Source organism: Pseudomonas sp. AOB-7 (assembly GCF_003696305.1).
Lineage (GTDB): Bacteria > Pseudomonadota > Gammaproteobacteria > Pseudomonadales > Pseudomonadaceae > Aquipseudomonas.
The window spans coordinates 87,624-113,138 of record NZ_RFFK01000005.1 but is presented as its reverse complement, the minus strand read 5'-3'; the positions used below and the strand labels follow the sequence as shown (position 1 = coordinate 113,138).

Annotated in this window: 17 protein-coding genes; 8 read left to right on the top strand and 9 right to left on the bottom strand. The window is 68.5% G+C overall.

Going from position 1 to position 25,515, the window contains the following annotated elements:
* Positions 1–166 precede the first annotated feature (166 nt).
* The gene (locus tag EA796_RS11540) at positions 167–2,797 is read right to left on the bottom strand and encodes a DEAD/DEAH box helicase (protein WP_122108717.1); all 2,631 of its coding nucleotides are present in this window, start codon (positions 2,795–2,797) and stop codon (positions 167–169) included.
* 127 nt (positions 2,798–2,924) lie between these two features.
* The gene (locus EA796_RS11535; protein ID WP_122108716.1) at positions 2,925–3,800 is read right to left on the bottom strand and encodes a helix-turn-helix domain-containing protein; all 876 of its coding nucleotides are present in this window, start codon (positions 3,798–3,800) and stop codon (positions 2,925–2,927) included.
* 179 nt (positions 3,801–3,979) lie between these two features.
* On the opposite strand from EA796_RS11535, the gene bglX reads away from it, so the two are divergent.
* The 4 genes from bglX (at position 3,980) to EA796_RS11515 (ending at position 11,342) form a co-directional block, all read left to right on the top strand.
* Positions 3,980–6,271: a beta-glucosidase BglX gene (bglX, locus tag EA796_RS11530; protein ID WP_256679209.1), complete on the top strand. Its 2,292-nt coding sequence runs from the start codon at positions 3,980–3,982 to the stop codon at positions 6,269–6,271.
* A 234-nt stretch (positions 6,272–6,505) separates the two neighbouring features.
* Positions 6,506–8,065: a glucan biosynthesis protein G gene (locus tag EA796_RS11525; RefSeq protein WP_021444651.1), complete on the top strand. Its 1,560-nt coding sequence runs from the start codon at positions 6,506–6,508 to the stop codon at positions 8,063–8,065.
* On the top strand, positions 8,058–10,604 hold the full coding sequence (mdoH, locus tag EA796_RS11520; protein WP_122108714.1) for a glucans biosynthesis glucosyltransferase MdoH: 2,547 nt from the start codon (positions 8,058–8,060) through the stop codon (positions 10,602–10,604). The genes EA796_RS11525 and mdoH overlap by 8 nt, the downstream gene beginning before the upstream one ends.
* Before the next feature lie 198 nt (positions 10,605–10,802).
* On the top strand, positions 10,803–11,342 hold the full coding sequence (locus tag EA796_RS11515) for a cytochrome b (RefSeq protein WP_021443388.1): 540 nt from the start codon (positions 10,803–10,805) through the stop codon (positions 11,340–11,342).
* Positions 11,343–11,408: 66 nt separating this feature from the next.
* On the opposite strand, the gene EA796_RS23345 is transcribed toward EA796_RS11515, so the two are convergent.
* Complete coding sequence (locus tag EA796_RS23345) at positions 11,409–11,615, bottom strand: hypothetical protein (RefSeq protein WP_156350864.1); 207 nt, start codon at positions 11,613–11,615, stop codon at positions 11,409–11,411.
* A 153-nt stretch (positions 11,616–11,768) separates the two neighbouring features.
* Positions 11,769–13,655, bottom strand: a complete 1,887-nt coding sequence (locus EA796_RS11510; RefSeq protein WP_021443387.1) for a DEAD/DEAH box helicase — start codon at positions 13,653–13,655, stop codon at positions 11,769–11,771.
* Between the two features lie 149 nt (positions 13,656–13,804).
* On the opposite strand from EA796_RS11510, the gene EA796_RS11505 reads away from it, so the two are divergent.
* The gene (locus EA796_RS11505) at positions 13,805–14,701 is read left to right on the top strand and encodes a DMT family transporter (RefSeq protein WP_122108713.1); all 897 of its coding nucleotides are present in this window, start codon (positions 13,805–13,807) and stop codon (positions 14,699–14,701) included.
* A 39-nt stretch (positions 14,702–14,740) separates the two neighbouring features.
* Here the strand turns inward: EA796_RS11505 and EA796_RS11500 are convergent, their stop codons facing one another.
* Both EA796_RS11500 and mnmC read right to left on the bottom strand, forming a co-directional pair.
* A complete protein-coding gene (locus EA796_RS11500) occupies positions 14,741–16,861 on the bottom strand; it encodes a TonB-dependent receptor (RefSeq protein WP_122108712.1) in 2,121 nt (706 codons plus the stop codon).
* 139 nt (positions 16,862–17,000) lie between these two features.
* Positions 17,001–18,962 carry a bifunctional tRNA (5-methylaminomethyl-2-thiouridine)(34)-methyltransferase MnmD/FAD-dependent 5-carboxymethylaminomethyl-2-thiouridine(34) oxidoreductase MnmC gene (gene mnmC / locus EA796_RS11495; protein WP_122108711.1) on the bottom strand — a complete coding sequence of 654 codons (1,962 nt, stop codon included), beginning with the start codon at positions 18,960–18,962 and terminating at the stop codon, positions 17,001–17,003.
* Between the two features lie 105 nt (positions 18,963–19,067).
* Here mnmC and pap point away from each other — a divergent pair, with 105 nt between their 5' ends.
* Both pap and EA796_RS11485 read left to right on the top strand, forming a co-directional pair.
* Positions 19,068–20,555 carry a polyphosphate:AMP phosphotransferase gene (gene pap, locus EA796_RS11490; protein WP_021443382.1) on the top strand — a complete coding sequence of 496 codons (1,488 nt, stop codon included), beginning with the start codon at positions 19,068–19,070 and terminating at the stop codon, positions 20,553–20,555.
* 91 nt (positions 20,556–20,646) lie between these two features.
* Positions 20,647–21,831 (top strand): thiolase family protein, encoded by a 1,185-nt coding sequence (locus tag EA796_RS11485; RefSeq protein ID WP_122108710.1) that lies wholly within the window; start codon positions 20,647–20,649, stop codon positions 21,829–21,831.
* Positions 21,832–22,037: 206 nt separating this feature from the next.
* Here the strand turns inward: EA796_RS11485 and EA796_RS11480 are convergent, their stop codons facing one another.
* From EA796_RS11480 to pyrC, 3 genes are all read right to left on the bottom strand, one after another.
* Positions 22,038–22,256 (bottom strand): bacterioferritin-associated ferredoxin, encoded by a 219-nt coding sequence (locus EA796_RS11480; RefSeq protein WP_021443380.1) that lies wholly within the window; start codon positions 22,254–22,256, stop codon positions 22,038–22,040.
* A 334-nt stretch (positions 22,257–22,590) separates the two neighbouring features.
* Positions 22,591–23,265, bottom strand: a complete 675-nt coding sequence (gene rnt, locus EA796_RS11475; protein WP_021443379.1) for a ribonuclease T — start codon at positions 23,263–23,265, stop codon at positions 22,591–22,593.
* Positions 23,262–24,308 (bottom strand): dihydroorotase, encoded by a 1,047-nt coding sequence (gene pyrC, locus EA796_RS11470; RefSeq protein ID WP_021443378.1) that lies wholly within the window; start codon positions 24,306–24,308, stop codon positions 23,262–23,264. The genes rnt and pyrC overlap by 4 nt, the downstream gene beginning before the upstream one ends.
* A gap of 195 nt (positions 24,309–24,503) precedes the next feature.
* Here pyrC and EA796_RS11465 point away from each other — a divergent pair, with 195 nt between their 5' ends.
* Positions 24,504–25,451, top strand: coding sequence for an OmpA family protein (locus EA796_RS11465; protein WP_122108709.1), 948 nt, complete (start codon positions 24,504–24,506; stop codon positions 25,449–25,451).
* The last annotated feature ends 64 nt before the right edge of the window (positions 25,452–25,515 follow it).

The window sequence follows — 25,515 nt, the reverse complement described above, 5'->3', positions numbered from 1 at the left end:
ACGACGACAAGGGCCAGGGCCTTTAGCAGGCTGTTGAAAAACTACCTGCGTTGCCATTGCTGCGTTAAAAACAGGCTCAAAATGCTCATTTACAGCTCGTAAACTCCGCTTTTTCGCCTGTTTTTGCCTAGCACTGGCTGCCTCGCCTACGGTTTTCAACGGCCTGCTAGTCGAGCGGGGCGAACAGCGCCGCCAGGTCGGCCTCGTTCAGCTGCCACTGGCCCTGGCTGCCGCCCTCCAGCACGCCCTGGGCCAGACTGGCCTTGGCCTGCTGCAGCTGCTGGATCTTCTCCTCGACGCTGCCGCGGGCGATCAGCTTGTAGACGAACACCGGCTTGTCCTGGCCGATGCGGTAGGCGCGGTCGCTGGCCTGGGCCTCGGCGGCCGGGTTCCACCAGGGGTCGAAGTGGATCACGGTGTCGGCGGCGGTCAGATTGAGGCCGCTGCCGCCGGCCTTGAGGCTGATCAGAAACACCGGGAACTCCCCGGCCTGGAAGCGCTGCACCGGCGTGCGCCGGTCCTGGGTGCTGCCGGTGAGCTTGGCGTAGGCGATTTGCCGCGCCGCCAGTTCCGTCTCGATCAGCGCCAGCATCGAGGTGAACTGGGAGAACAGCAGCACCCGGCGACCCTCGTCCACCAGTTCCTCGAGCATCTCCAGCAGGGCGCTGAGCTTGCCCGAGTCGGCGGCGCTCAGCTCGGCCGCGCCGTCGCCCAGCAGGCGCAGGTCGCAGCAGCTCTGGCGCAGGCGCAGCAGCGCCTCGAGGATGACGATATGGCTGCGCGCCAGGCCCTGGCGGGCGATCTCCGCGCGCACCTTCTGATCCATGGCCAGGCGCAGGGTCTCGTAGCGGTCGCGCTGCAGCTGGGTCAGCTCGACCCAGTGGGTGATCTCGGTCTTCGGCGGCAGCTCGCGGGCCACCTGTTCCTTGTTGCGGCGCAGCAGGAAGGGGCGGATGCGCCCGACCAGGTGGGCCAGGCGCTGGGCGTCGCCGCGTTTCTCGATCGGCGTGCGGTAGTCGCGGGTGAAGGCCTTGGCGTCGCCCAGCCAGCCGGGCATGAGGAAGTGGAACAGCGACCACAGCTCGCCCAGGTGGTTTTCCAGCGGCGTGCCGGTCAGGCACAGGCGCAGCTCGGCGCGCACCTGGCCGGCGGCGGTGGCCGCCTTGCTGCGCGGGTTCTTGATGTTCTGCGCCTCGTCGAGAATCAGCAGGCGATAGGCATGCCGGTTCAGCGCCTTGAGGTCGCGCGGCAGTAGGGCGTAGGTAGTGAGGATCAGGTCGTGCGCTTCGATCTCCTCGAACAGCGCGCGGCGCCTGGCGCCGTGCAGGGCCAGCACGCGCAGCTCGGGGGCGAAGCGCGCGGCCTCGTCCTGCCAGTTGGGAATCAGGCTGGTGGGCATGACGATCAGCGCCGGCTGGCTCAGGCGCCCGGCCTGTTTCTCGCAGAGGATATGCGCCAGGGTCTGCAGGGTCTTGCCCAGGCCCATGTCGTCGGCCAGCACGCCGCCGACGCGCAGCTCGGCCAGGGTCTGCATCCAGTTCAGGCCCTGCAGCTGGTAGGGCCGCAGCTCGGCGCGCAAGCCCTCGGGCGCGACCACCTCGCGGCTCTGCAGTTGCTGCAGGCGCTGGGCGAAGCCGCGCAGTTCGTCGCCGCCCTGCCAACTGAGTGCCGGGCCGGCGGCCAGCTCGGCCAGGCGCGCGGCGTCGGCGCGGCCCAGGCGCAGGCGGCCTACATCCTCGCCGGGGTCGCGGAAATACAGCTCGCCGAGGGTGGCCAGCAGCGGCTTCAAGCGGGCGAAGGGCAGGGCGATGCGCTTTCCGCCCTGCGGCAGGCTGACCAGCAGGCGGTCCTCGTCGGCGCGCTGGGCCAGCGTCTCGGGGGCCAGCAGCCAGGGCGTACGGCGGATGGCCTGGAGCAGGATCGGCAGCAGGCTCAGGCGCTGCCCCTCCACCTCGATGCCCAGCTCCAGGTCGAACCAGTTCTGCTGCGGGTCTTCCTCGACCTCGGCGTACCAGTCATCGACCTCCGCCAGGTTGTACTGGAAGTCCGGGCGCATGTGGATCTGCCAGCCCTCGGCGCGCAGCTGCGGCAGCTGCTGCTGGACGAAATCCAGCCAGTCGCGCTCGCTGTCCAGCTCGAACGGCTCGCCGGCCTCGGCCGGCAGCGCCTCGCTCTGCCGTAGCGCCACCTGCAGGCCGAGGCCTTCCAGGCGTTTGCGCAGCGCCGCTTCCGCTTGCGCGTCGCGGATCAGGCGCAGGTTGGTGTCGGCATCGAGGCGCTTGACTAGGTCCTTGGCCGGCTTGCCGAACACCCGGTGCCCGGCGTAATCGAAGGCCAGCGCGGCGCGGTGCTGGGTCTGCTCCTGCATGCGCCCCTTGCGCGCGTCGAAATGCACGCGCACCTGGCTGCCGAGGCTCAGTTGCGGGGTCGGGGCGATGCCTTCGAGGCGCTGCTCGGCCACTTCCTTGGTCGCCACGATTATCTCGGACAGATCGCCGCCGCCGCGCTGCTGCGCCTCCAGGGTGAGCAGGGCGGCGACCACGTGCTTGCAGTTGAAGCCCACCGGGCAGTTGCAGTGGCCGGTGACGCTCCAGCGGCGACCGTAGGGGTGCAGGGTGATGCGCTGCTGGTAGGTGTGCCCGGCCGCGCCGCGGCAGCTGGCCAGCAGGCTGTTGTCCTTGAGGCTGAGCAGCTTGCTGCGCTTTTCCTCGGCGTAGGCGATGCCGCGGCGCAGGTCGCCGGCGCCGAACTCGGAGCGCCAGTCTTCCTGGCGCAGCTGGTGAATATCCAGGGGCATCAGCGAAACCCCGGGGACGCAGGTGATAGGCGCATGACTCGGCCGCGGCAATGCAAAGCCGCAGATTTTCGCACAGCCGCGGCGCGATTAGCAGACGCCGCGAGGCGATTGCCGACGTGCAGTCGGCTCAGGGCTCGAAGGCGGCGCGGTACTGCCCCGGCGTCGCGCCCAGGGCCTGGCGGAAGCGATTGCTGAAGTGGCTGGCGCTGGCGAAGCCGCAGGCCAGGGCGACCTCGCCCAGCGGCAGCGCCGACTGGCGCAGCAAGTGGCAGGCGCGCGCCAGGCGCCGGGCCAGCACGTAGCGGTGCGGCGGCAGGCCGAAGCTGGCCTGGAACATGCGCGCGAAGTGGTATTCCGACAGCGCGCAGAGCGCGGCCAGCTGGCCCAGCGGCAGCGGCTCGGCCAGGTGCTGCTCGATAAAGTCGCGCAGGCGTTTGCGCAGGGCAGGGGCCAGGCCGCCCTTCAGGCGCAGGCCCTGGCGCAGGCCGACCTGGGTGAGCAGGGTGTGGTCGAGCAGCTCGTGGGCCAGGCTGCTGGCCAGCAGGCGCTCGCCCGGCTCCCGCCAGTCGAGTGCGCACAGCCGGCGAAAGCGCGCGGCCTGCGCGGCGTCGTCGAGAAAGGTCGCCTCCTCCAGCTGCAGGCTGCGCGGTTCGCGATCGAGCAGGGCGACCGCGCCGAGGGCGAAGCGCTCCTGGTCCACATAGAGGTGGGCCAACTGGATCTCGCCGTTGATGATCCAGGCCGACTGGTGCTCGGCCGGCAGGATGCACAGCTTGTCCGGCGCGCCCTTGGCGCCCGGCCGCTCGCGGCGGAAGGTGCCGGTGCCGCCGGCGAGGTAGCAGGACAGGGTGTGATGGCTGGGCGCCAGGTAGTCGCGGGCGTCGTGGGCATTGCTCCAGCGCGCCACCGCCAGGCCGTGGCCCAGCTCGGCGAGGGCGTGCAGGCGCGCATTGGCCGAGCGGCTCATGCTCTGAAATACCTGCAAGTGATCGAGTTGCGCCATCGCCGTCCCCCTGATGCCGCCATGCTACGCCGCCGCTGCCGCCTCGCCAGCCCCCGGGGGAGAAAAAGCGCAACTTTGTGCAAGCGCGAATTTTTTCCCCGCCCCCGGCGCGCGCCGTGCGGAGTCGGAGTATCGTGGCGACAATTTTGCCCAGCCCTCGTGCCCGGATGCCGACCTCGATGAAACGCCTGCGCCACCTGCTGTTTGTCACCCTGATCGCCGCTCCCGGCCTGCTCCTCGCGGCGCCGCCGGTGGCCGAGCGCGACGTGCTGATCAGCGAGCTGATCGCGCGCATGAGCCTGCAGGAGAAGATCGGCCAGCTGCGCCTGATCAGCATCGGCGGCGACATGAGCGCCGAGCGCATCCGCGAGGAGATCGCCGCCGGGCGCATCGGCGGTACCTTCAACTCGGTGACCCGCCAGGACAACCGGCCCATGCAGCAGGCCGCGCTGCGCAGCCGCCTGGGCATCCCGCTGTTCTTCGCCTACGACGTGATCCACGGCCATCGCACCACCTTTCCCATCGGCCTCGGTCTGGCCTCCAGCTGGGACCTCGAGGCCATCGAGAACAGCGCCCGCATCGCGGCGCTGGAAGCCAGTGCCGACGGCCTGGACATGACCTTCGCGCCCACCGTGGACATTTCCCGCGACCCGCGCTGGGGGCGCACCTCCGAAGGCTTCGGCGAGGACCCGCAGCTGGTCTCGCAGATCGCCGCACGCATGGTGCGCGGCTTCCAGGGCGCCGCGCCGAGCGATCCGCAGCGCATCATGGCCAGCGTCAAGCACTTCGCCCTGTACGGCGCGGTGGAGGGCGGGCGCGACTACAACGTGGTCGACATGAGCCCGCTGCGCATGCACCAGGACTACCTGCCGCCCTACCGCGCGGCGCTGGAGGCCGGCGCCGGCGGGGTGATGGTGGCGCTCAACGCGATCAACGGCGTGCCGGCATCGGCCAACAGCTGGCTGCTGCGCGACCTGCTGCGTCGCGACTGGGGCTTTCGCGGCGTGGTGCTGAGCGACCACGGCGCCATCTCCGAGCTGATCCGCCACGGCGTCGCCGCCGACGGCCGCGAGGCCGCGCGCCTGGCGCTCAAGGCCGGTATCGGCATGAGCATGGCCGACAGCCTCTACCTCGAGGAGCTGCCCGGTCTGGTGCGCAGCGGCGAGGTGGACGAGGCGCTGCTCGACGAGGCGGTGGCCGCGGTGCTGGGCGCCAAGTACGATCTCGGCCTGTTCCACGATCCGTTCCGGCGCATCGGCCGCGCCGCCGACGATCCTGCCGAGGTCTACGCCGAAAACCGTCTGCACCGCGCCGCGGCGCGGGCGATGGCGCGCGATGCCCTGGTGCTGCTGGAAAACCGCGACGCCACCCTGCCGCTGCGCAAGGACAGGCGCATCGCCCTGATCGGTCCGCTGGCCGACTCCCAGGTGGACATGCTCGGCAGCTGGTCGGCGGCCGGCCGCGCCGAACAGGCGGTGACCCTGCGCCAGGGCATGGCGGCCGCGCTCGGCGGCCAGGGCCAGCTGCTGTATGCGCGCGGCGCCAACGTCACCGACGATGCGCGGGTGGTCGAGTACCTCAACCACCTCAACTGGGACCGTCCGGAGGTGGTGCAGGACGCGCGCAGCCCCGCGGCCATGCTTGATGAGGCGGTGCGCGTGGCGCAGCAGGCCGACGTCATAGTCGCCGCGGTGGGCGAGGCCCGCGGCATGTCGCACGAGTCCTCCAGCCGCACCCGCCTGGACCTGCCGGACAGCCAGCAGGCCCTGCTGCGCGCGCTCAAGGCCACCGGCAAGCCGCTGGTGCTGGTGCTGATGAACGGCCGGCCGCTGTCCCTGGGCTGGGAGCAGGCCAACGCCGACGCCATACTCGAGACCTGGTACAGCGGCATCGAGGGCGGCCACGCCATCGCCGACGTGCTGTTCGGCGCGCACAACCCGGCGGGCAAGCTGCCGATCTCCTTCCCGCGCTCGGTGGGGCAGATCCCCACCTACTACAACCACCTGCGCCTGGGCCGGCCGTACGGCGGGGATCCCGGCAACTACACCTCGCAGTACTTCGAGGAGCGCAACGGCCCGCTCTATCCGTTCGGCTACGGCCTGAGCTACAGCGAGTTCTCGCTGTCGCCGCCGCGGCTGTCCGCCGAGCGCCTGCGCCCGGGCGAGAAGATCCAGGTCAGCGTCACCCTGCACAACCGCGGCCCGCGCGCCGGCGCCACGGTGGTGCAGCTGTATCTGCACGACGAGGCCGCCTCGGTGATCCGCCCGGTCAAGGAACTCAAGGATTTTCGCAGGGTCAAGCTGGAAGCAGGCGAGGCGCGCGAGCTGAGCTTCGAGATCGACGAGGGCATGTTGCGTTTCTTCGATGCCGAGCTGCGTCACATCAGCGAACCGGGGACGTTCCGCGTGCAGCTCGGGCTGGATTCGGCCACCGTGCAGGAGGCGCGCTTCGAGCTTCTGCCGCGCGACTGAGCGGGTGCTGCGGGCAGGCGAAAATATAGCTGTGCGGGCCCCTGTGCCGGATACCGCGATCTGGTGATAATGCGCAGAAAAAACGCGCATGCAGGGGCGCCGCCGTCCGGTTGGCCGTCTGCACGGCGCTCGCGTTGTCTTTGCATCATTCGCCTGATTTCAATTTCCGTGCAGCGGCGCCCCGTGGGCTGGCCGCTGCCCGTCAATCTGCGTCGCCCTGGAGGCCGTGTGTCAATGAGTCGTTGTTCTGCAACCCGTCTGGGCAAGGCCGGCAAGCTGGCCCTCTGGGCGGTTCCCCTGCTGTTCGCCGCCCACAGCTGGGCGTTCGATCTGGACGATGTGGCGGTCAAGGCCAAGGCCCTGGCCGCCGAGGGTTACAACGCGCCGCAGAGCAATCTGCCGGGGGCGCTGCGCGAGCTGGCCTTCGCCGACTATCAGAAGCTGCGCTTTCGCGAGGACCAGGCGCACTGGCGCGACGGCAAGACGCCGTTCCAGCTGTATTTCTTCCACCAGGGCATGCACTTCGACCTGCCGGTGAAGATCAACGAAGTCACCGCCACGGGCGTGCGCGAGATTCGCTACGATCCGGCCATGTTCGACTTCGCCGATCTGCCGGTGCAGCCCGGCGAACTGGAGAACCTCGGTTTCGCCGGTTTCAAGGTGATCCACCCGCTGAACGCGGCGGACAAGCACGACGAGCTGATGAGCGTGCTCGGCGCCAGCTACTTCCGCGTCGTCGGCAAGGGCCAGGTCTACGGCCTGTCGGCACGCGGCCTGGCGATCGACACCGCGTTGCCGTCCGGCGAGGAATTCCCGCGCTTCAGCGAGTTCTGGATCGAGCAGCCGCAGGCCGACCGACGCAGCCTGGTGATCTACGCGCTGCTCGACTCGCCGCGCGCCACCGGCGCCTACCGCATGGAAATCAAGCCGGGCGAGGACAGCGTGCTCGACGTCGAGGCCAGGCTGTATCTGCGCGACTCGGTGGAAAAGCTCGGCATTGCGCCGCTGACCAGCATGTACCTGTTCGGCGCCAACCAGCCCTGGCCGCGGCCCAACTACCGGCCCGAGTTGCACGACTCCGACGGCCTGGCCATCCACGCCGGCAACGGCGAGTGGCTGTGGCGCCCGCTGAACAACCCGCAGCGGCTCAACGTCAGCAGCTACCGCATCGACAACCCGCGCGGCTTCGGCCTGCTCCAGCGCGGCCGCGACTTCGCCCAGTACCAGGATCTCGACGACCGCTATGAGCTGCGTCCCAGCGCCTGGGTCGAGACCCTCGGCGACTGGGGCCCGGGCCACGTCGAGCTGGTGGAGATTCCCACCCCCGACGAGACCAACGACAACATCGTCGCCCTGTGGCGCCCCGACAAGCTGCCCGCGGTCGGCCAGCCGCTGGATATCGCCTACCGCCTGCACTTCAGTCGCGACGAGGCGGCGCTGCACGACCCGCAGCTGGCCTGGGTCAGCCAGACCCGGCTGTCGGAGGGCGACGTCAAGCAGGCCAACCTGATCCGCCAGCCCGACGGCAGCACCGCCCTGCTGGTGGATTTCGTCGGCCCGCGGCTGGCCAAGCGCAAGGCCGAGGCGCCGCCGACGGTGCAGGCCAGCGTCGACGGCAACGCCGAGCTGCTGGAAAACAGCCTGCGCTACAACCCGGTGAGCCGGGGCTGGCGCCTGACCCTGCGGGTCAAGATCAAGGACCCGGCGCAGCCGGTGGAAATGCGCGCCGCCCTGGTCGAGGACGGCAAACCCCTGTCGGAAACCTGGAGCTATCAGCTGCCTGCCCATGAATAACTCCCCTGACGCCACGCTGATCCAGCATTACCTCGACGAACTGCCGCTCGACCCCGAGCGCCAGCAGGCACTGGCGCGCCAGCTCGAGCAGGGCGGCGACCTGGCCGCGTTGCACCATGCGCTGCAGACGCCGGAGCCGGCGCCGCCCGAGGCGCTCGGGGAGACCCGAGAACTGCTCGACTCGGTGCCGGCGCGCCTGGCGCTCGGCTGGCCGGATGCGCTCGAACGCGGCTGCCGCATCGTGCAGGATCACCAGGGCCGTCCCGCCATCGATTCCACCCCGCCGATCAAGCGCACGCGCATGGTGCCCGAGCCCTGGCAGACCAATATTCTGCAGCGCGGCTGGCGCCGCCTGAAGGGCGAGCAGCCGGCGCCGCGACCGCGCACCCGCGAGGCCGAGGATTTCAGCGAGGCGCACTGGCGCCATGTCGCCGCCGTGCGGCGCAGCGCGCTGCTGGTGCTGATGCTGGTGCAGACGGTGGTCGCCACCTGGTACATGAAGTCGGTGCTGCCCTACCAGGGCTGGTCGCTGGTCGACCTGGGCCTGGTGTTCGAGCAGCCCTGGCAGGAATCGGCGCGGCAGATCCTGCCGTATCTGGTGCAGACCAGCATCCTGGCGTTGTTCGCCCTGCTGTTCTGCTGGGTGTCTATGGGCTTCTGGACCGCGCTGATGGGCTTCTTCCAGTTGCTCAAGGGGCGCGACCGCTACAGCATCTCGGCCAGCAGCTGCGGCGACGAGCCGATCTCGCCGCGGGCGCGCACCGCGCTGGTCATGCCGATCGCCAATGAGCACGTGCCCAGGGTGTTCGCCGGCCTGCGCGCGACCTTCGAGTCGCTGCGCGAAACCGGCCAGCTCGATCACTTCGACTTCTTCATCCTCAGCGACAGCAACGACCCGGACATCTGCGTCGCCGAGCAGCAGGCCTGGCTGGAGCTGTGTCGCGAGGTGGAGGGCTTCGGCCAGATCTTCTACCGCCGTCGCCGGCGGCGGGTGAAGCGCAAGAGCGGCAACATCGACGACTTCTGCCGCCGCTGGGGCAGCAACTACCGCTACATGGTGGTGCTCGACGCCGACAGTGTGATGAGCGGCGAATGCCTGACCCGCCTGGTGCGCCTGATGGAGGCCAACCCCGGCGCCGGCATCATCCAGACCGCGCCCAAGGCCTCGGGCATGGACACCCTCTATGCGCGCCTGCAGCAGTTCGCCACCAGCGTCTACGGCCCGCTGTTCACCGCCGGCCTCAACTTCTGGCAGCTCGGTGAATCGCATTACTGGGGCCACAACGCGATCATCCGGGTCAAACCCTTCATCGAGCACTGCGCCCTGGCTCCGCTGCCGGGTACCGGCGCCTTCGCCGGCGCGATTCTTTCCCACGATTTCGTCGAGGCCGCGCTGATGCGCCGCGCCGGCTGGGGCGTATGGATCGCCTACGACCTGCCGGGCAGCTACGAGGAGCTGCCGCCGAACCTGCTCGACGAGCTCAAGCGTGACCGTCGCTGGTGCCACGGCAACCTGATGAACTTCCGTCTGTTCCTGGTGCGCGGCATGCACGCGGTGCACCGCGTGGTATTCCTCACCGGCGTCATGTCCTACCTGTCGGCGCCGCTGTGGCTGCTGTTCCTGCTGCTGTCCACCGGCCTGCTGGCGATCCATACGCTGATGGTGCCGGAGTACTTCCTGCAGCCCAACCAGCTCTATCCGCTGTGGCCGCGCTGGCAGCCGATGGAGGCCGTGGCGCTGTTCTCCGCGACCATGACCCTGTTGTTCCTGCCCAAGCTGCTCAGCGTGCTGCTGATCTGGATCCAGGGCGCGGAAGCCTATGGCGGGCGCCTGCGCGTGCTGCTGTCGATGCTGCTGGAAACCTTGTGCTCGGTGCTGCTGGCACCGGTGCGCATGCTGTTTCACAGCCTGTTCGTCACCGCAGCCTTCCTCGGCTGGTCGGTGCAGTGGAATTCGCCGCAGCGGGTGGATGACGCCACGCCCTGGAGCGAGGCCTGGCGCCGCCATGGCTCGCAGGTGCTGCTGGGGATCGGCTGGACGGCGCTGGTCGGCTGGCTGAACCCGGACTTCCTCTGGTGGCTGGCGCCCATCGTCGTATCCCTGGTGCTTTCGCCGGTGGTGTCGGTGCTGACCAGCCGTACCGCGCCCGGCCTGGCGGCGCGGCGCAGCAAGCTGTTCCTGATTCCCGAGGAGCACCAGGTGCCGCGCGAGCTGAGCAATACCGCCGAGTACGAACGGTTGAACAGTGCGCGGGCGCTGCAGCAGGGCTTCCTGCGCGCGGCGGTCGACCCGCTGTACAACGCCCTGGTCTGCGCCATGGCCCGGGCCCGCCACGCCAAGGTGGTGCCGGCGGCCGAGGCGCTGCGCGAGGCGCGCCTCGCGGAAATCCTCGCCGCCGGCCCGCATGGCAGCGTCGAGGCGACCCGCTGGCGCCTGCTCAACGACCCCGACGGCATGGCGCGCCTGCATGCGCGCATCTGGCAGGATACCCGGCAGCAGGCCTGGCGAGACGCCCACGCCGCGCTGCGCGAGCGCTGAGCCGGCGCCCGGTGCGCCGGGCGTCGACACAGTTGTTTACATCTGGGCGCGGTCGGCGGTCTGCGACATGCGGCACCCTGTGCGCCGAACCGGGTCGGTAATGACTCCGGCCGTCGGCCTTGCTTGAGGTCAAGGCGCTGCGCCGGGTTGTTGCCTGAGCCTGTGTTCACCCGCTTCTGACATTCGAGAGGAACCACGATGTCGTCACTCCACGACTCTGCCCAGCACTACGGCCTGGTCAGCCGCATTCTGCACTGGGGCATGGCCGCCCTGTTGGGCTGGCAATTCTTCACCACCCTCGTTCACCTGCTGCTGGCGGAATCCAGCCTCGACGAGTTCGCCTGGGCCACGCACAAGCCCACCGGCGTGCTGCTGATGGCGCTGGTGCTGGTTCGTCTGCTCTGGGCGCTGGCCAACCGCAGCCGGCGGCCGGCCTCGCTCAACGCCATGGCGCGGCTCGGTCACCTGGCGCTGTATGCGCTGATGCTGCTGGTGCCGCTGCTCGCGCTGCTGCGCCAGTACGGCTCCGGACGCCAGTTCAGCGCCTTCGGCATCGAACTGATGGCCGGTTTCAGCGGGCCGAAGATCGAATGGCTGATGGCCCCGGCCAACCTGCTGCACGGCAACCTGGGCTGGCTGCTGCTGGCGCTGATCCTCGGCCACGCGGCGATGGCCTTGGTCCATCGCCGCCAGGGCGAGGCAGACGTGCTGGGGCGGATGATCGGGCGGGCGCGCTGAGGCGCTATAGCCAATGTCTTACACGCGCCGGCGGCATTGGCCGCTGTCGCCACCCCGGCTGGCGCCTTAATCTACACCCATCCCCTGCAGCGACGGATCGCTGAGGATCAAGGACGATGACCAGGCCCGGATGGCCACCGACAGGATGTCGGATGGTTGGGAAGAAACCCGCTTCGGCGGGTTTTTTGTTGCCTGCCATCCATGGCGGCAACCCTTGGGGCCGTCGCAAGCGACGTCAAAAATCGTTCCTGACGATTTTTTGTTGCCTGCCATTTGACCGCCAAGAATGGCGGAGATGCCGGTTTTGCAGGAGTAGTAACCGGCCTTGGCGGCAAGCCTCGGGGCTGTCGCGGGCGACGTCAGGAGCTGCTCCAGGCAATTCTTGCTTGCCGGCGAAAAAGTCCCGGCGCATTGCTCAGCGTCGGCTCAGCCGCCCTGAAGCGAGCGCGTCGCCCCCTGCGCCTTGCGCGTATACCAGAGCACCCGGCTCACCCCGCGGGTGATGGCCACGTAGGCCAGGCGCAGGGTCTCGTCCTGCATGGCCTGATCGTAGCTGCCGGCGAAGAAGCCGCAGTGGGCGTAGAGGGCGTTGCGCAGCGGGTGTGGCTCCGCCGGCAGGCAGTCGTCGAGGATGATCGCCACCTCGGCCTGCAGGCCCTTAGCGCGGTGGATGGTCATGGTCTTGACCGGCAGTTGCTTGTCCAGCTGCGCGCGGATCTGTTGCAGCGGCTCGTTGCGCCGGCTCAGCAGCAGCACGGCGGTGCGGTCGGCGTTGGCGCGCGTGGCGACGTGGGCGCATTGCGCGCCGATGTCTGCGAGCAGGCGCGGCATGCCGCTGGCCAGCTCGAAACGCTGGATCAGCTTGACGCCGTGATCGCCCGGCTGCATGGCCTTGTGCGCGATGCTGGTCTTGTCCTGCTTGCGTGCCACGCCGGCCAGTACCCGTTCGCCGTCGCGGATCACCGCCTCGACGCTGCGGTAGTTGGTGCCCAATAGCAGGGTGGTGCTCTTGCCGCGGCCCTTGCTGGGGAAGTGGCGGTCGAAGTCGATGAACAGCTCCGGCGAGCTGCCGCGCCAGCCGTAGATCGACTGCCAGTCGTCGCCGATGGCCATCAGGCTGAGCGTCTCGCCATGTCGGGCGAGTTCTCTGTGTACGGCTTGCAGCCACTGCAGGATCTGCGGCGAGATGTCCTGGAATTCGTCGATCAGCAGATGGCCGAGGGCGAGCAGAGCCTGGCCCGGTTTGCCGCCGTCCCGCTGCAGGCGCTCGCTCAGTCGCTGGAAGGCGCCGTTGAAGCTCATCAGCCCCTGGCGTTGCAGCAGGGCGTCGAAGTGCCCGTGGAACAGCTGCATGGCCTCGATGAAGTCGCGCTCGCGCGCGCCGCAGTCGAGCGCCTTGACGTCCAGACGGTCGAGACGCAGACCCAGGCTTTCGGCGAAACCGGCCTGGCTGTGTAGCAGCTCGAACAGCGGCTGCGCGGCGAATTCGCCGGCCAGCTTGCAGGCGTCCAGTGGCGCCTTGGGCTTGCCCTGCGGCGGCTCCTGCGGCGCGGCTAGCCTGAGCAGGCGATGCACCAGTGTGCGAAAGCGCGCGTCCGCGGCATAGGCACTCTGGTAGGCCTGCTTGAGCAGGCGCTGCTGCGCCGGACGCAGGCGGCCGCCGGCCAGCGGGTTGTCCGGTTCCTCGCCGGGTTCGTCGAGTTGCTCGAACCAGCGCGGGTTGCCCAGCTCTTCCTTGGCCAGCGTCGCCATCGCCGAGTGGAAGGTGCGCACGCACTGGCGCGTATCGTGCGGGTAGCGCCAGAAGTCCAGCAGCCGCTGCAGGCGTTCGCGCAGCTCGGCGCAGGAGGCGTTGGTGAAGGAAATCACCGTCAGCCGCGCCGGGTCGATATGCAGGTGGCAGAGCATGAACACCACGCGCAGTACCAGGGTGCTGGACTTGCCCGAGCCGGCGCCGGCGAAGATGCGCGTCAGCGGCGCGCGGCAGAGGATCATCGCCCATTGCTCGTCCGAGGGGGCGCCGATCAGCCCGGCGCGCACCGCCTCGGCGACGCGCTGGCGCATGGCCTGGATCTGCGCATCGTCCACCTTGAGCCTGGCAGCGGGGTAGATACCCGCGGGGCCGGGTTTGTCGGCCTTTTGCTGGCGCTTGCCGGCTTTGCCGCCGGCGGTTTTCTTCTTCGCCGGTTTGCGCGCCGGCTGGCGCGGCTGGGCGGCCTCACGCTCGGCGCGTAGGTAGGCGGTGGTGCGGGGGAAGTAGCGGGCGAGGGCGCTGGACAGCAGTTTCTGGTAGCGCGCGACGGCGGACAGCATGCGGAGGGAATGACCTGATTGGCAAAGCCCGCATGATAAAGCCTGGGCGGCGATGGCAGGCAGTGATGGCGCAGGTTTAAAAGCGCAACTTTATGCAAGCGCGCCTCGTGGGCTGGCCGCAGACTGGCGGCAGTCATGGGAGATGCTCGATGAATCTGTCGCTTTACCTGCTTACCGTGCTGATCTGGGGCACCACCTGGATCGCCATCAAGTTCCAGATGGGCGAGGTGGCCGTCGCCGCCTCCATCGCCTACCGCTTCGCCCTGGCCGCCGCGGTGCTGTTCGCCCTGCTCTGGCTCAGCGGGCGGCTGCAGCGTCTGGATCGGCGCGGCCAGGCGATCTGCCTGGTGCAGGGGCTGTGCCTGTTCTGCCTCAATTTCCTCTGCTTCTACACCGCCAGCCAGTGGATACCCAGCGGCCTGGTGGCGGTGATCTTCTCCACCGCCACCTTGTGGAACGCGCTCAACGCGCGGCTGTTCTTCCGGCAGCGCATCGCCGCCAACGTGCTGCTCGGCGGCGCGCTGGGGCTGGCCGGCCTGGGGCTGCTGTTCTGGCCGGAGTTGGCCGGCCACGAAACCAGCCGCGAGAGCCTGCTGGGCATCGGCCTGGCGCTGCTCGGCACGCTGTTCTTCTCCGCCGGCAACATGCTTTCCAGCCTGCAGCAGAAGGCCGGGCTCAAGCCACTGACCACCAATGCCTGGGGCATGCTCTATGGCGCGCTGATGCTGGTGGGCATCTGCCTGGTCAGCGGTACGCCGTTCGCCTTCGAATGGAACGCGCGCTATATCGGCTCGCTGCTGTACCTGGCGATTCCCGGCTCGGTGATCGGCTTCACCGCCTACCTGACCCTGGTCGGGCGGATGGGGCCCGAGCGCGCGGCCTACTGCACCGTGCTGTTCCCGGTGGTGGCGCTGAATATCTCGGTGTTCGTCGAGGGCTACCAGTGGACGGCCCCGGCACTGCTGGGCCTGGCGCTGGTGATGCTGGGCAACGTGCTGGTGTTTCGCAAACCCAAGGCGGTGCTGGCAGCGGCGCGCACCGCCTGAGTCAGCGACGGCCGCCTGGCGCGGCCGTCGGGGGGCGACTCAGAAGTCGAGCTGATAGCCGAGGGTGAAGGTGCGACCACGGCCGGCGAAGTACTGGTCGTTGCGGGTGCTGGCCGCCTGCGCGTAGTAGGTCATGTAGTCGCGGTTGAGCAGGTTCTCCACGCCCAGGCTGGCTTCGCCCACCGGCAGGCGGTAGCCGACCGAGGCATCCACCAGGCTGTAGCCGTCGAAGTCCAGGCCGGGGGTGTCGAAGCTGCGGCTGGCGTAGTGGTTGGCCTGCACCCGGGTGTTGAGCTTGTCGCTCCACTTGGCCTGCCAGCTCATGCCGTAGCGGTCGGGGGCGATATTGGCGCCGTCCAGATCGGTGTCCACCTTGCCGTCGCCGTCGGTGTCCGACTGGCCGTTGAGCTTGGCGTAGCTGGCCTGCAGACGATGCACGGCGTCGATCTGCCAGCCGGCGCTGGCCTCGATGCCGTCGATCTCGGTGCGTTCGCGACGCACCTGATACACGCCGCCGACGCTCTCCAGGCGCGAGCCGAGGTCGGAGTCGGATTCGAAGTAGCTGATTTCGGCATCGAAGGGGCCATGGTTCAGACGCAGGCCGATCTCGCGGTTGTCGGTGACTATCGGCTGCAGGTCGAGGAAGCTGTCCACGCTCAGGCCGGGCTGGTTGATGCCACGCAGCACGCGGCCGACGTCGGGCATGCCGAAGCCTTCCGAGTAGTTGGCGAAGACCTGCGCCCAGTCGCTGGCCTGGAACACCAGGCCGACGTTGTACAGGGTTTCCTCGAAGTCCGGCTCGCCGCCCTCGACGGATACGCCGCCCGGCGGCATGGTGGTGGAGGCGATGGTGCGGAACGGATCGACCTCCAGCTTGGCGAACTCGTGGCGCACGCCGCCGTGCAGGGTCAGGCGCTCGTGGGCACGCACCTCGGCCTGGAGGAAGGGCGCGAGGTTGTTGAACACGGTTTCCGGCACCCACTCGCGGTCGGTGGCGATCAGCATCTGGCTGGTGGTGTCCTGCAGGAAGTCCAGGCCGCCGGTGAGCTTGAGCAGGCCATCGAACATGTCGTCGCGGCTCAGCGAGAGCTTGCCGCCGTACTTGTCCGACTCGTTCTGCGATTGGTCGAACAGGGTGCCGACCGGGGCGATGGCCGGGTCCTGGAAGCTGGGCAGGATGTTGCCGCCGTAGCGGGCGCGGAAGCGCTGGCTGTACAGCTGGGCGGTGAACTGGTTGCCGGCCAGGTCGGCGTTGCTGTAGGTCAGGCTGGTGGCCAGCACCTCGTTCTGCGGCGCCTTGCCCGGCGGCTGGCCCTTGCGCGAGGTGGTCGGCACATCGGCGGCGCGGTTGCCGGGCACGTTGACGTAGTCGTGCTCGCCCTCGAGCTGGAAGCGGTTGACCATCAGTTCGAGGTTCTGCTCGGCGTCGAACCAGTAGCCGAGCTTGACCAGCAGGTCGCTGCTGGTGGAATCCATGATGTCGCCCTGGGTGTCGTCGACGCCGATCAGCTCGCCGTCGGCGTCGTAGAACATGCCCCGGGTCTGGCCGCTGATGGCGGCCAGGTAGTCCCAACTGCCCTGGTTGCCTTCGACGCGGTAGTCCAGCTTGTAGCCCAGGCCGTCGCCGTCGAAGTCGTCGCCCGCCTCCAGGCTGACGCCGGCGTGCTGCCTGAGGCTGCCGCCCTGGGGCCGGCGGGTGACGTAGTTGATGATGCCGCCGGTGGCGCCCAGGCCATGCTCGGCGCTGGCGCCGTGGATCACCTCGATGCGCTCGACCATCGCCAGGTCGATGGTGTAGCCGTCGCGGCCGCCGGCCCGCAGCGGCGTGGACTGCGGCACGCCGTCGATCATCACCAGCGCGGCGCGGCCGCGGAAGGTCTCGCCGGCGTTGCTCAGCTTCTGCCGGCTCGGCGAGTAGGAGGGAATCAGGTTGCTCAGCACCTGGCCGTGGTCGCTGGTGATCGCCAGTTGCTGCTCGATCTGCTCGCGGCTGATGACGGTGATCTTCTGCGGCGTCTTGCCCACCTGGCTGTGGCCGCGGGTGGCGCTGATGGTCATGGCGTCCAGTTCGAGCTGTTGCTCGCGGTTGTCTTCGGCCAGGGCGCTGCTGCCCAGGCAGGCGAGGCTGATGGCGAGGCAGAGGCGGGTCTTGCGGTGCATGCGACGGCTCCGGTACGGCAGGAGGGGTTAGAAAGAGCTTGTAAAGATAATGTAAATACGAATTTGTTTCATTAGGTATTTTCGGCGAGCAGCCACCAGCCCCGCGACGCAGTGTCGCGGGAAGGCGCCAGGAAGGGACTTACTCGCCGCGGATCAGCTGGCGCAGGGCGAAGCGGTTGGGGTGACAGGCCTCGGCCACCGCGCGCGGCAGCGGCAGGGGTTCGCCTTCCAGCCAGGCGGCGATCAGCTCGCCGGACAGCGGCGCGGTGATCAGCCCGCGCGAGCCGTGGCCGCTGTTGACGTACAGGCCGGGCAGCCAGGGGCAGGGCGCCTGTGGCACCTGGCGGGCGTCCTTGGCCAGCACCGCGTAGCGTTCGGCGAAGGCCTCGGCATCGGCCAGCGGCCCGACTATGGGCAGGTAGTCCGGGCTGGTGCAGCGGAAGGCGGCGCGGCCTTCGAGCTGCGCCGGGTCGAGCTGGTCGGCCTGCAGACGCTCGGCCAGATCGCTGGAAATGTCCTTGAGCAGCTCGAGGTTGCCGGCATGTTCGGCGACGCTCGGCGTCAGGTCGTCGCTGTGGAAGTCGAAGCTGGCGCCCAGGGTGTGCTCGTTTGCGCGTGGCGGGGCGACGTAGCCGTCGGCGCAGACCACGGTGCGCAGGGCGCTGCTGGCGGAGTTGGCCGGCAGACGGCTGATCTGCCCGCGGATGCGCTTGAGCGGCAGGCCGGCGCTCTGCGCGAATCGGCGGATTTCCGCGGCGGCAGCCAGCACCGCCACCGGCGCACGGGCCAGTTCCTGCTGGCCTGCCAGCACCTGCCACTGGTCGTCATGGCGCCGCAGCTCCAGCGCCTCGCTGTGCGTCAGCAGGTCGATCGAAGGATGCGCGGCCAGCAGCCGGCATAGCGCCGGCGGGTGCACCCAGCCGGCGTCCGGGTAGAACAGGCCGCCGGCCGGCAGGCCAATGCCGGCCAGGGCCTCGGCCTGCTCGCGCGTCAGCGGCGTCAGCAGCTCGCTGGGAAAGGCCGCGGCCAGCTTGGCCTGGCGCGCGGCTTCCTTGGCGTCGAAGGCCAGCTGCAGCACGCCGCAGGCGTCCCAGTCGGCGCCGCGTTGCAGGCGTTCGAGCTGGCGCCGGGTGTGGCCGAAGCCGGCGACTATCAGTTGCGACAGCGCCGTGCCGTGGGCCGAGAGCTTGAGGTAGAGCACCCCCTGCGGGTTGCCCGAGGCCTCGGCGGCCACCTCGCCGTGGCGTTCCAGCAGGCTTACCCGCCAGCCGCGTGCGGCCAGGCTGGCGGCCGTGGCACAGCCGACCAGGCCGGCGCCGATCACCACCGCGTGTTTGTCCCGCGCCTGGTGCGCGGGGCGGGCGAACCAGGGTTTGGTCTCGTCTCCCGTGGCGCCGATGAAGCGCCCCTTGAGTACCTCCCATTTCTTGCCCAGGCCGGGTACACGTTTCATCCGGAAGCCGGCGTCGTTCAGCGCCCGGCGCACCACGCCGGCGCTGCTGAAGGTGCCCAGGGTCGCGCCGGGAGCGGACAGCCGCGCCAGTTCGGCGAACAGCTCGGGCGTCCACATCTGCGGGTTCTTCGCCGGATTGAAGCCGTCGAGGAACCAGGCGTCGATGCGTGCATCCAGCTGCGCCAGCTGCTCCAACGCGTCGCCGATCAGCAATGTCAGTACCACCCGCCCACCGCCCAGCAGCAGGCGTTGAAAACCCGGGTGTATCGCTCGGTACTGCTCCAACAGCGGGGCGCTGAACGGCGCCAGCTCCGGCCACAGGGCCAGGGCGCGCTGCAGGTCGGCCAGTTGCAGCGGGTATTTCTCCACGCTGACGAAGTGCAGGCGCGCACCGGCCGGCGCCTGCTGCTCGAACAGCTGCCAGGCGCAGAGGAAGTTCAGCCCGGTGCCGAAGCCGGTTTCGCCGATGCACAGGCACTCGCCGTCGCCGAGGGCGGCGAAGCGCGCCGCCAGGTCGTTGTTGGCGAGAAACACGTAGCGGGTCTCTTCCAGGCCGTCTTGCTGGGAGAAGTAGACGTCGCCGAAGTGACGCGACAGGGGTTGGCCGCGTTCGTCCCAGTCGAGCTGGGCGTGATGAGGTTCTGACATGGAGGGGTTCCGCTGGATCGTGCGGCGATTCTACCGCGCCGCGCCAACGGGCAAAGGCGGGCATCATCCGTTACGCTGTGGTGATCATTCCAGGGAGGTTGTCGCATGTTCGAATCCGCCGAAATCGGCCGCAGCATCGATAAAGCCAGGTTCGAAGCCGAAGAGCCGGCGCTGCGCGAGGCGCTGCTGGAGGCGCAGTACGAGTTGAAGCAGCAGGCGCGTTTTCCGGTGATCGTGCTGATCAACGGCATCGAGGGCGCCGGCAAGGGCGAGACGGTCAAGCTGCTCAACGAGTGGATGGACCCGCGGCTGATCCAGGTCAGCACCTTCGACGTGCAGACCGACGAGGAACTGGCGCGGCCGCCGGCCTGGCGCTATTGGCGTCAGCTGCCGCCGAAGGGGCGCATCGGCGTGTTCTTCGGCAACTGGTACAGCCAGATGCTTCAGGGCCGGGTGCATGGGCGCTTCAAGGACGCCGTGCTGGATCAGGCCATCGATGGCGCCGAGCGCCTGGAGCGCATGCTCTGCGACGAGGGCGCGCTGATCTTCAAGTTCTGGTTCCACCTGTCCAAGCAGCACATGAAGGCGCGCCTGGAGGCGCTCAAGGACGACCCGCTGCACAGCTGGCGCATCAGCCCGCTGGACTGGCAGCAGTCGAAGACCTACGACAAGTTCGTCCACTACGGCGAGCGTGTGCTGCGCCGCACCAGCCGCGACTACGCGCCCTGGTACGTGGTCGAGGGGGTCGACGAGTATTACCGCAGCCTGACCGTCGGGCGCATCCTCCTCGAGGGGCTGCAGGCGGCGTTGGCCAGCCAGCAGCGAGCGCAGCGCCAGCCGCATGCCGCGCCGCTGGTGTCGAGCCTGGACAGCAGCGCTCTGCTGGCCAGCCTGGACATGACCCAGGCGCTGGACAAGGACGACTACAAGGAGCAACTGACCGTCGAGCAGGCGCGTCTGTCCGGTTTGATGCGCGACAAACGCATGCGCAAGCACGCGCTGATCGCGGTGTTCGAGGGCTACGACGCGGCCGGCAAGGGCGGCGCCATCCGCCGCGTCACCGGCGCGCTGGATCCGCGCCAGTACCGCATCGTACCGGTGGCCGCGCCCACCGAGGAAGAGCGCGCCCAGCCCTACCTGTGGCGCTTCTGGCGGCATATCCCGGCGCGCGGCAAGTTCACCATCTTCGATCGCAGCTGGTATGGCCGGGTGCTGGTGGAGCGGGTCGAGGGTTACTGCAGCGAGGCCGACTGGCTGCGCGCCTACGGCGAGATCAACGACTTCGAGGAGCAACTGAGCGACGCCGGGGCGATCCTGGTCAAGTTCTGGCTGTCCATCGACCAGGACACTCAGCTGGCGCGTTTCCAGGAGCGCGAGCAGATCCCCTTCAAGCGTTTCAAGATCACCGAGGAAGACTGGCGCAACCGCGACAAGTGGCCGCAATACGCCGACGCGGTGGGCGACATGGTCGACCGCACCAGCACCGAGATCGCCCCCTGGACCCTGGTGGAAGCCAACGACAAGCGCTTTGCCCGGGTCAAGGTGCTGCGCACCATCAACCAAGCGATCGAGGCGGCCTTCGCCAAGGATTGAGGTGCATACGCCGGATCAATGATGATCGCGCCCCGGGATCGGACGGATTTATCTTCGCCATATCCGCCATCCAATAACAACGAGGTGCGTCATGCGTGAAGTGGTGATAGTCGACAGCGTGCGGACTGGCCTGGCCAAGTCCTTTCGCGGCAAGTTCAACCTGACCCGGCCGGACGACATGGCCGCCCACTGCGTCGACGCGCTGCTGGTGCGCAACGGCATCGATCCGAAGCAGGTCGACGACTGCATCGTCGGCGCCGGCTCCAACGAGGGCGCGCAGGGCATGAACATCGGCCGCAACGTCGCGGTGCTGTCGCGCCTGGGCAACCCGGTGGCGGGCATGACCCTCAACCGCTTCTGCTCCTCGGGCCTGCAGGCCATCGCCATCGCCGCCAACCAGGTGGCCTCCGGCTGCAGCGAGATCATCGTCGCCGGTGGCGTCGAGTCCATCACCATGACCCTGAAAAGCATGAACATGGACCAGCTGTTCAACCCGCTGCTGCAAAAGGACAACCCCGGCATCTACTACCCCATGGGCAAGACCGCCGAGATCGTCGCCAACCGCTACGGCATCACCCGCGAGGCCCAGGACGCCTATGCCCTGCAGAGCCAGCAGCGCACCGCCCGCGCCCAGGCCGAGGGGCTGTTCGCCGACGAAATCGTACCGATGGCGGTGAAGTACCAGGTCGAGGACAAGGCCAGCGGCGAGAAGCGGATCGTCGACGGCGTGGTCGAGGCGGACGACTGCAACCGCCCGGACACCAGCCTCGAATCCCTGGCCGCGCTGCAGCCGGCCTTCGATCCGGCCGGCAGCGTCACCGCCGGCAATGCCTCGCAGCTGTCCGACGGCGCCTCCATGACCCTGGTGATGAGCCTGGAGAAAGCGCTCGAGTTGGGCCTGACGCCCAAGGCGTATTTCCGTGGTTTTACTGTGGCTGGCTGCGAGCCCGACGAGATGGGCATCGGCCCGGTGTTCTCGGTGCCCAAGCTGCTCAAGGCCAAGGGCCTGACGGTCGACGACATCGATCTCTGGGAGCTCAACGAGGCCTTCGCCTCGCAGTGCCTGTACTGCCGCGACAAGCTGGAGATCGACAACGCCAAGTACAACGTCAACGGCGGCTCCATCTCCATCGGCCACCCCTTCGGCATGACCGGCTCGCGCCAGGTCGGCCATCTGGTGCGCGAGCTGCAGCGCCGCCAGCTGCGCTACGGCATCGTCACCATGTGCGTTGGCGGCGGCATGGGGGCGACGGGGCTGTTCGAGGCTTATCGCTGAGTCCAAGGTTCTTCGCCCCAACGAAAACCGGATCCTCGATCCGGTTTTTTATTGGCCTGGCGTATGCCGCATGCAATCGGGACGCCTGCCCCGGATTGCATCCGGGCTGCGGGTGCGCGTTTGTAGCGGCCTTGGCGGGGGCACCGGGATGGCAGGGCATAAAAAAACCGGATCGCCGATCCGGTTTCTTATGCGAGCGGGCTGCCTCAGGCGGCGACGAAGCCGGCGGGGTAGGCCAGGGCGGCCTGGCTGCTCTGTACTTCGCCGATGGTTTCGCGGACCACCTGCTTGGCCAGGCAGGCGCACTTGCCGCACTGGCTGGCGATGCCGAGGGTGCTGCGCACTTCACGGTAGCTGCAGCAGCCTTCATAGACCGCGTCGCGGATTTGCGTATCGGTGACACCTTCACAGAGGCAGACGTACATAAGCAAGGCTCGTCTTGGTGGATCTGTTTGATGCGACGGATACTAATGTTAATGAGAATGCTTGTCAAAGAACTCTTGCAAATGCCCGCGCTAGAGACCTGGCTGGCTGACGAACGGTTGCCGCCGTGGCGGCCGCGGCCAGAAAATTCCGGAAGAGTTTTTGACTGCGCCTGGCGACGGGCGGCGGCGGTTGGCAAAAGGGTCGAGTGGTCGGGCCGGGTGGTGCGCATCACTGGGCTGCACCCTGCGAGGCCGGGCGGCCAGACGCGATGGGGCATCGGCAAAAACCGGCGCGAGGCCGGTTTCTGGTGGGGACTGATTGCCGCGCAACGGCTTACTGGTCGAATTCGTCCCAGCCACCCATTTCCTTCCAGCGGTTGACGATGCCGCAGAACAGCTCGGCGGTCTTCTCGGTGTCGTAGCGCGCCGAGTGCGCCTCCTTGCCGTCGAACTCGATGCCGGCGGTCTGGCAGGCCTTGGCCAGTACGGTCTGGCCGTAGGCGAGGCCGGCCAGGGTGGCGGTGTCGAAGCTGGAGAAGGGGTGGAAGGGGTTGCGCTTGATGCCGCAACGGGCCACCGCGGCGTTGAGGAAACCCAGGTCGAAGCTGCTGTTGTGGCCGACCAGGATGGCGCGCTTGCAGCCGGCCGATTTGATCGACTTTCGCAGGCCCTTGAAGATCTCGCCGAGGGCGTGTTCTTCGCTCACCGCCATGCGCAGCGGGTGATCCAGCTTGATCCCGGTGAACTCCAGCGCCGCCGCCTCGATATTGGCGCCTTCGAAGGGCTCGATGCGGAAGAAGTGGGTGTGATCCGGGTAGAGGAAGCCGCTCTCGTCCATGGCGATGGTGGTTGCGGCGATCTCCAGCAGGGCGTCGGTGGCGCAGTTGAAACCGCCGGTCTCGACGTCCACCACCACCGGCAGATAGCCGCGAAAGCGCGCCGCCATGGGCGTGCGCGGGCCGGACGGCAGGCTGGGATCGAGTTCGTCGTCGTAATGCTCTTCGCTCACGCCTGGCCCTCCAGCAGCTTCCAGCGCAGGGTTTCGCCGGCGCGCAGGGGGATCACCGTCTGCTCGCCCAGCGGCAGGCTGGCCGGGGCTGTCCAGTCCTGGCGCACCAGGGTGATCGAGTCGCTGTTGCGCGGCAGGCCGTAGAAGTCCGGGCCGTGGCAGCTGGCGAAGCCTTCCAGCTTGTCCAGCGCACCGCGCTGCTCGAAGGCTTCGGCGTACAGCTCGATGGCGGCATAGGCGGTGTAGCAGCCGGCGCAGCCGCAGGCGGCTTCCTTGGCGTGCTTGGCGTGCGGCGCCGAGTCGGTGCCGAGGAAGAACTTGCGGCTGCCGCTGACGGCGGCGTCGAGCAGGGCTTCCTGGTGCACGTTGCGCTTGAGGATCGGCAGGCAATAGAAGTGCGGGCGGATGCCGCCGACCAGCATGTGGTTGCGGTTGTACAGCAGATGATGGGCGGTGATGGTGGCGCCGACGTTGGCCGGCGCGGCCTCGACGAACTGCACCGCGTCGCGGGTGGTGATGTGCTCGAACACCACTTTCAGCGTGGGGAAGCGCTCGACCACACGGCGCAGGTGCTCGTCGATAAAGGCCTTCTCGCGGTCGAACACGTCGATCTCGGCGCGGGTCACCTCGCCGTGCACCAGCAGCGGCATGCCCACCTCGGCCATGGCTTCCAGCACCGGGAAGATCTTGTCGATGCTGGTCACGCCCGAATCGGAGTTGGTGGTGGCGCCGGCCGGGTACAGCTTGGCGGCGTGGACGAAGCCGGCGGCCTTGGCCTGGCGCACGTCCTCGGGGCTGGTGTTGTCGGTGAGGTAGAGCACCATCAGCGGCTCGAAGCGGCTGCCGGCCGGGCGCGCGGCCAGGATGCGCTGGCGATAGGCGTCGGCCTCGGCGGCGTTGCGTACCGGCGGCACCAGGTTGGGCATGATGATGGCGCGGGCGAAGGTGCGCGCGACGTCGCCGACGGTGTGCGGCAGCACCGCGCCATCGCGCAGGTGAATGTGCCAGTCATCGGGACGCAGGAGAGTCAGGCGGTCGGACATGGGGGCTTCCAGGCGGGTAAAACGTGAGCGGAATGCTACCGGAAACCGCCGGAAAATGCGCTGTGGACGGGACGGGCGACGTCGTGCCGGCGGATTTTGCGTGCCGACACGAGCGGTGCGCGAAGCAATTCGCCCCTACAGTTTTTCGCCAAGGCACCGATACCTAGGGAGAACCGTGTATTCGTGGAGCCCGTCGTGCGCCAGCCCCGTCTTGTCCTTCCCTGTCTGCTGGCCGGCCTGGCCCTGAGCCTGCCGGCGCACGCCGTCAGCTTTCAGACCCGCCTGGAACAGGTGGAATGGAAGGTCGAGGGCGATCAGTTCGAGTGCCGCCTGAGCCAGCCGATCAGTCAGTTCGGCAGCGGCGAGTTCGTGCGCCGTGCCGGCGAGCAGGTGACCTTCCGCCTCAAGGCGCGTGAACGCTGGCTCGGCGCCGGCTCGGCGACCCTGCTGGCGGCGGCAGCGCCCTGGCAACCGGGGCGCGGCGACATCCACCTGGGCGTGGTCAGCGTCGGCAACGGCGAGGTGCCGTTCAATAGCTCCCATGAGCAGGGCGCGCGGCTGCTGACCGGTCTGCTGGAAGGGCGCAGCCCGCTGGTGCGCCACCGCACCCTCAACGGCGGCGACAGCCTCGAGGTGCGCCTGCTGCCGGTGAAGTTCCACAAGGCCTACGAGGACTACCAGGCCTGCACGGCCAAGCTGCTGCCGGTCAACTTCGAGCAGATCCGCCAGGCGCAGATCGGCTTTCCCGGCGGCGGTGTCGAGCTGGACGCCATGGCCCGCGCCAAGCTGGACATCGTGCTCGATTTCATCAAGGCCGACCCCAGCATCAACAGCTTCCAGATCGACGGTCACGCCGACAACAGCGGCAACCGCCTGACCAACCGCGACCTGTCGCGCCGCCGCGCCCTGGCGGTGCAGGAGTACCTGGTGGCCGGCGGTGTGCCGGTGGAGCAGATCACCCTGCGTTTTCATGGCGAGCGTTACCCGCTGGCACCCAACAACAGTGAGGCCAACCGCGCCAAGAACCGCCGCGCCACCCTGCGCCTGGAGCGCCTGCCGCCGGCCGAGGTCGCGCCGCCGAGCACGGCGCCTGACACTGCGCCGAGCGCCCCGGTCGATCCGGCCGGCAGCACGCCGTCCTGAGGCGAAAAACGGCGTCGCTTCGTCGTCACAAGCTGTCGCGCCCCTGTAAATTGGCCCGCAGGGT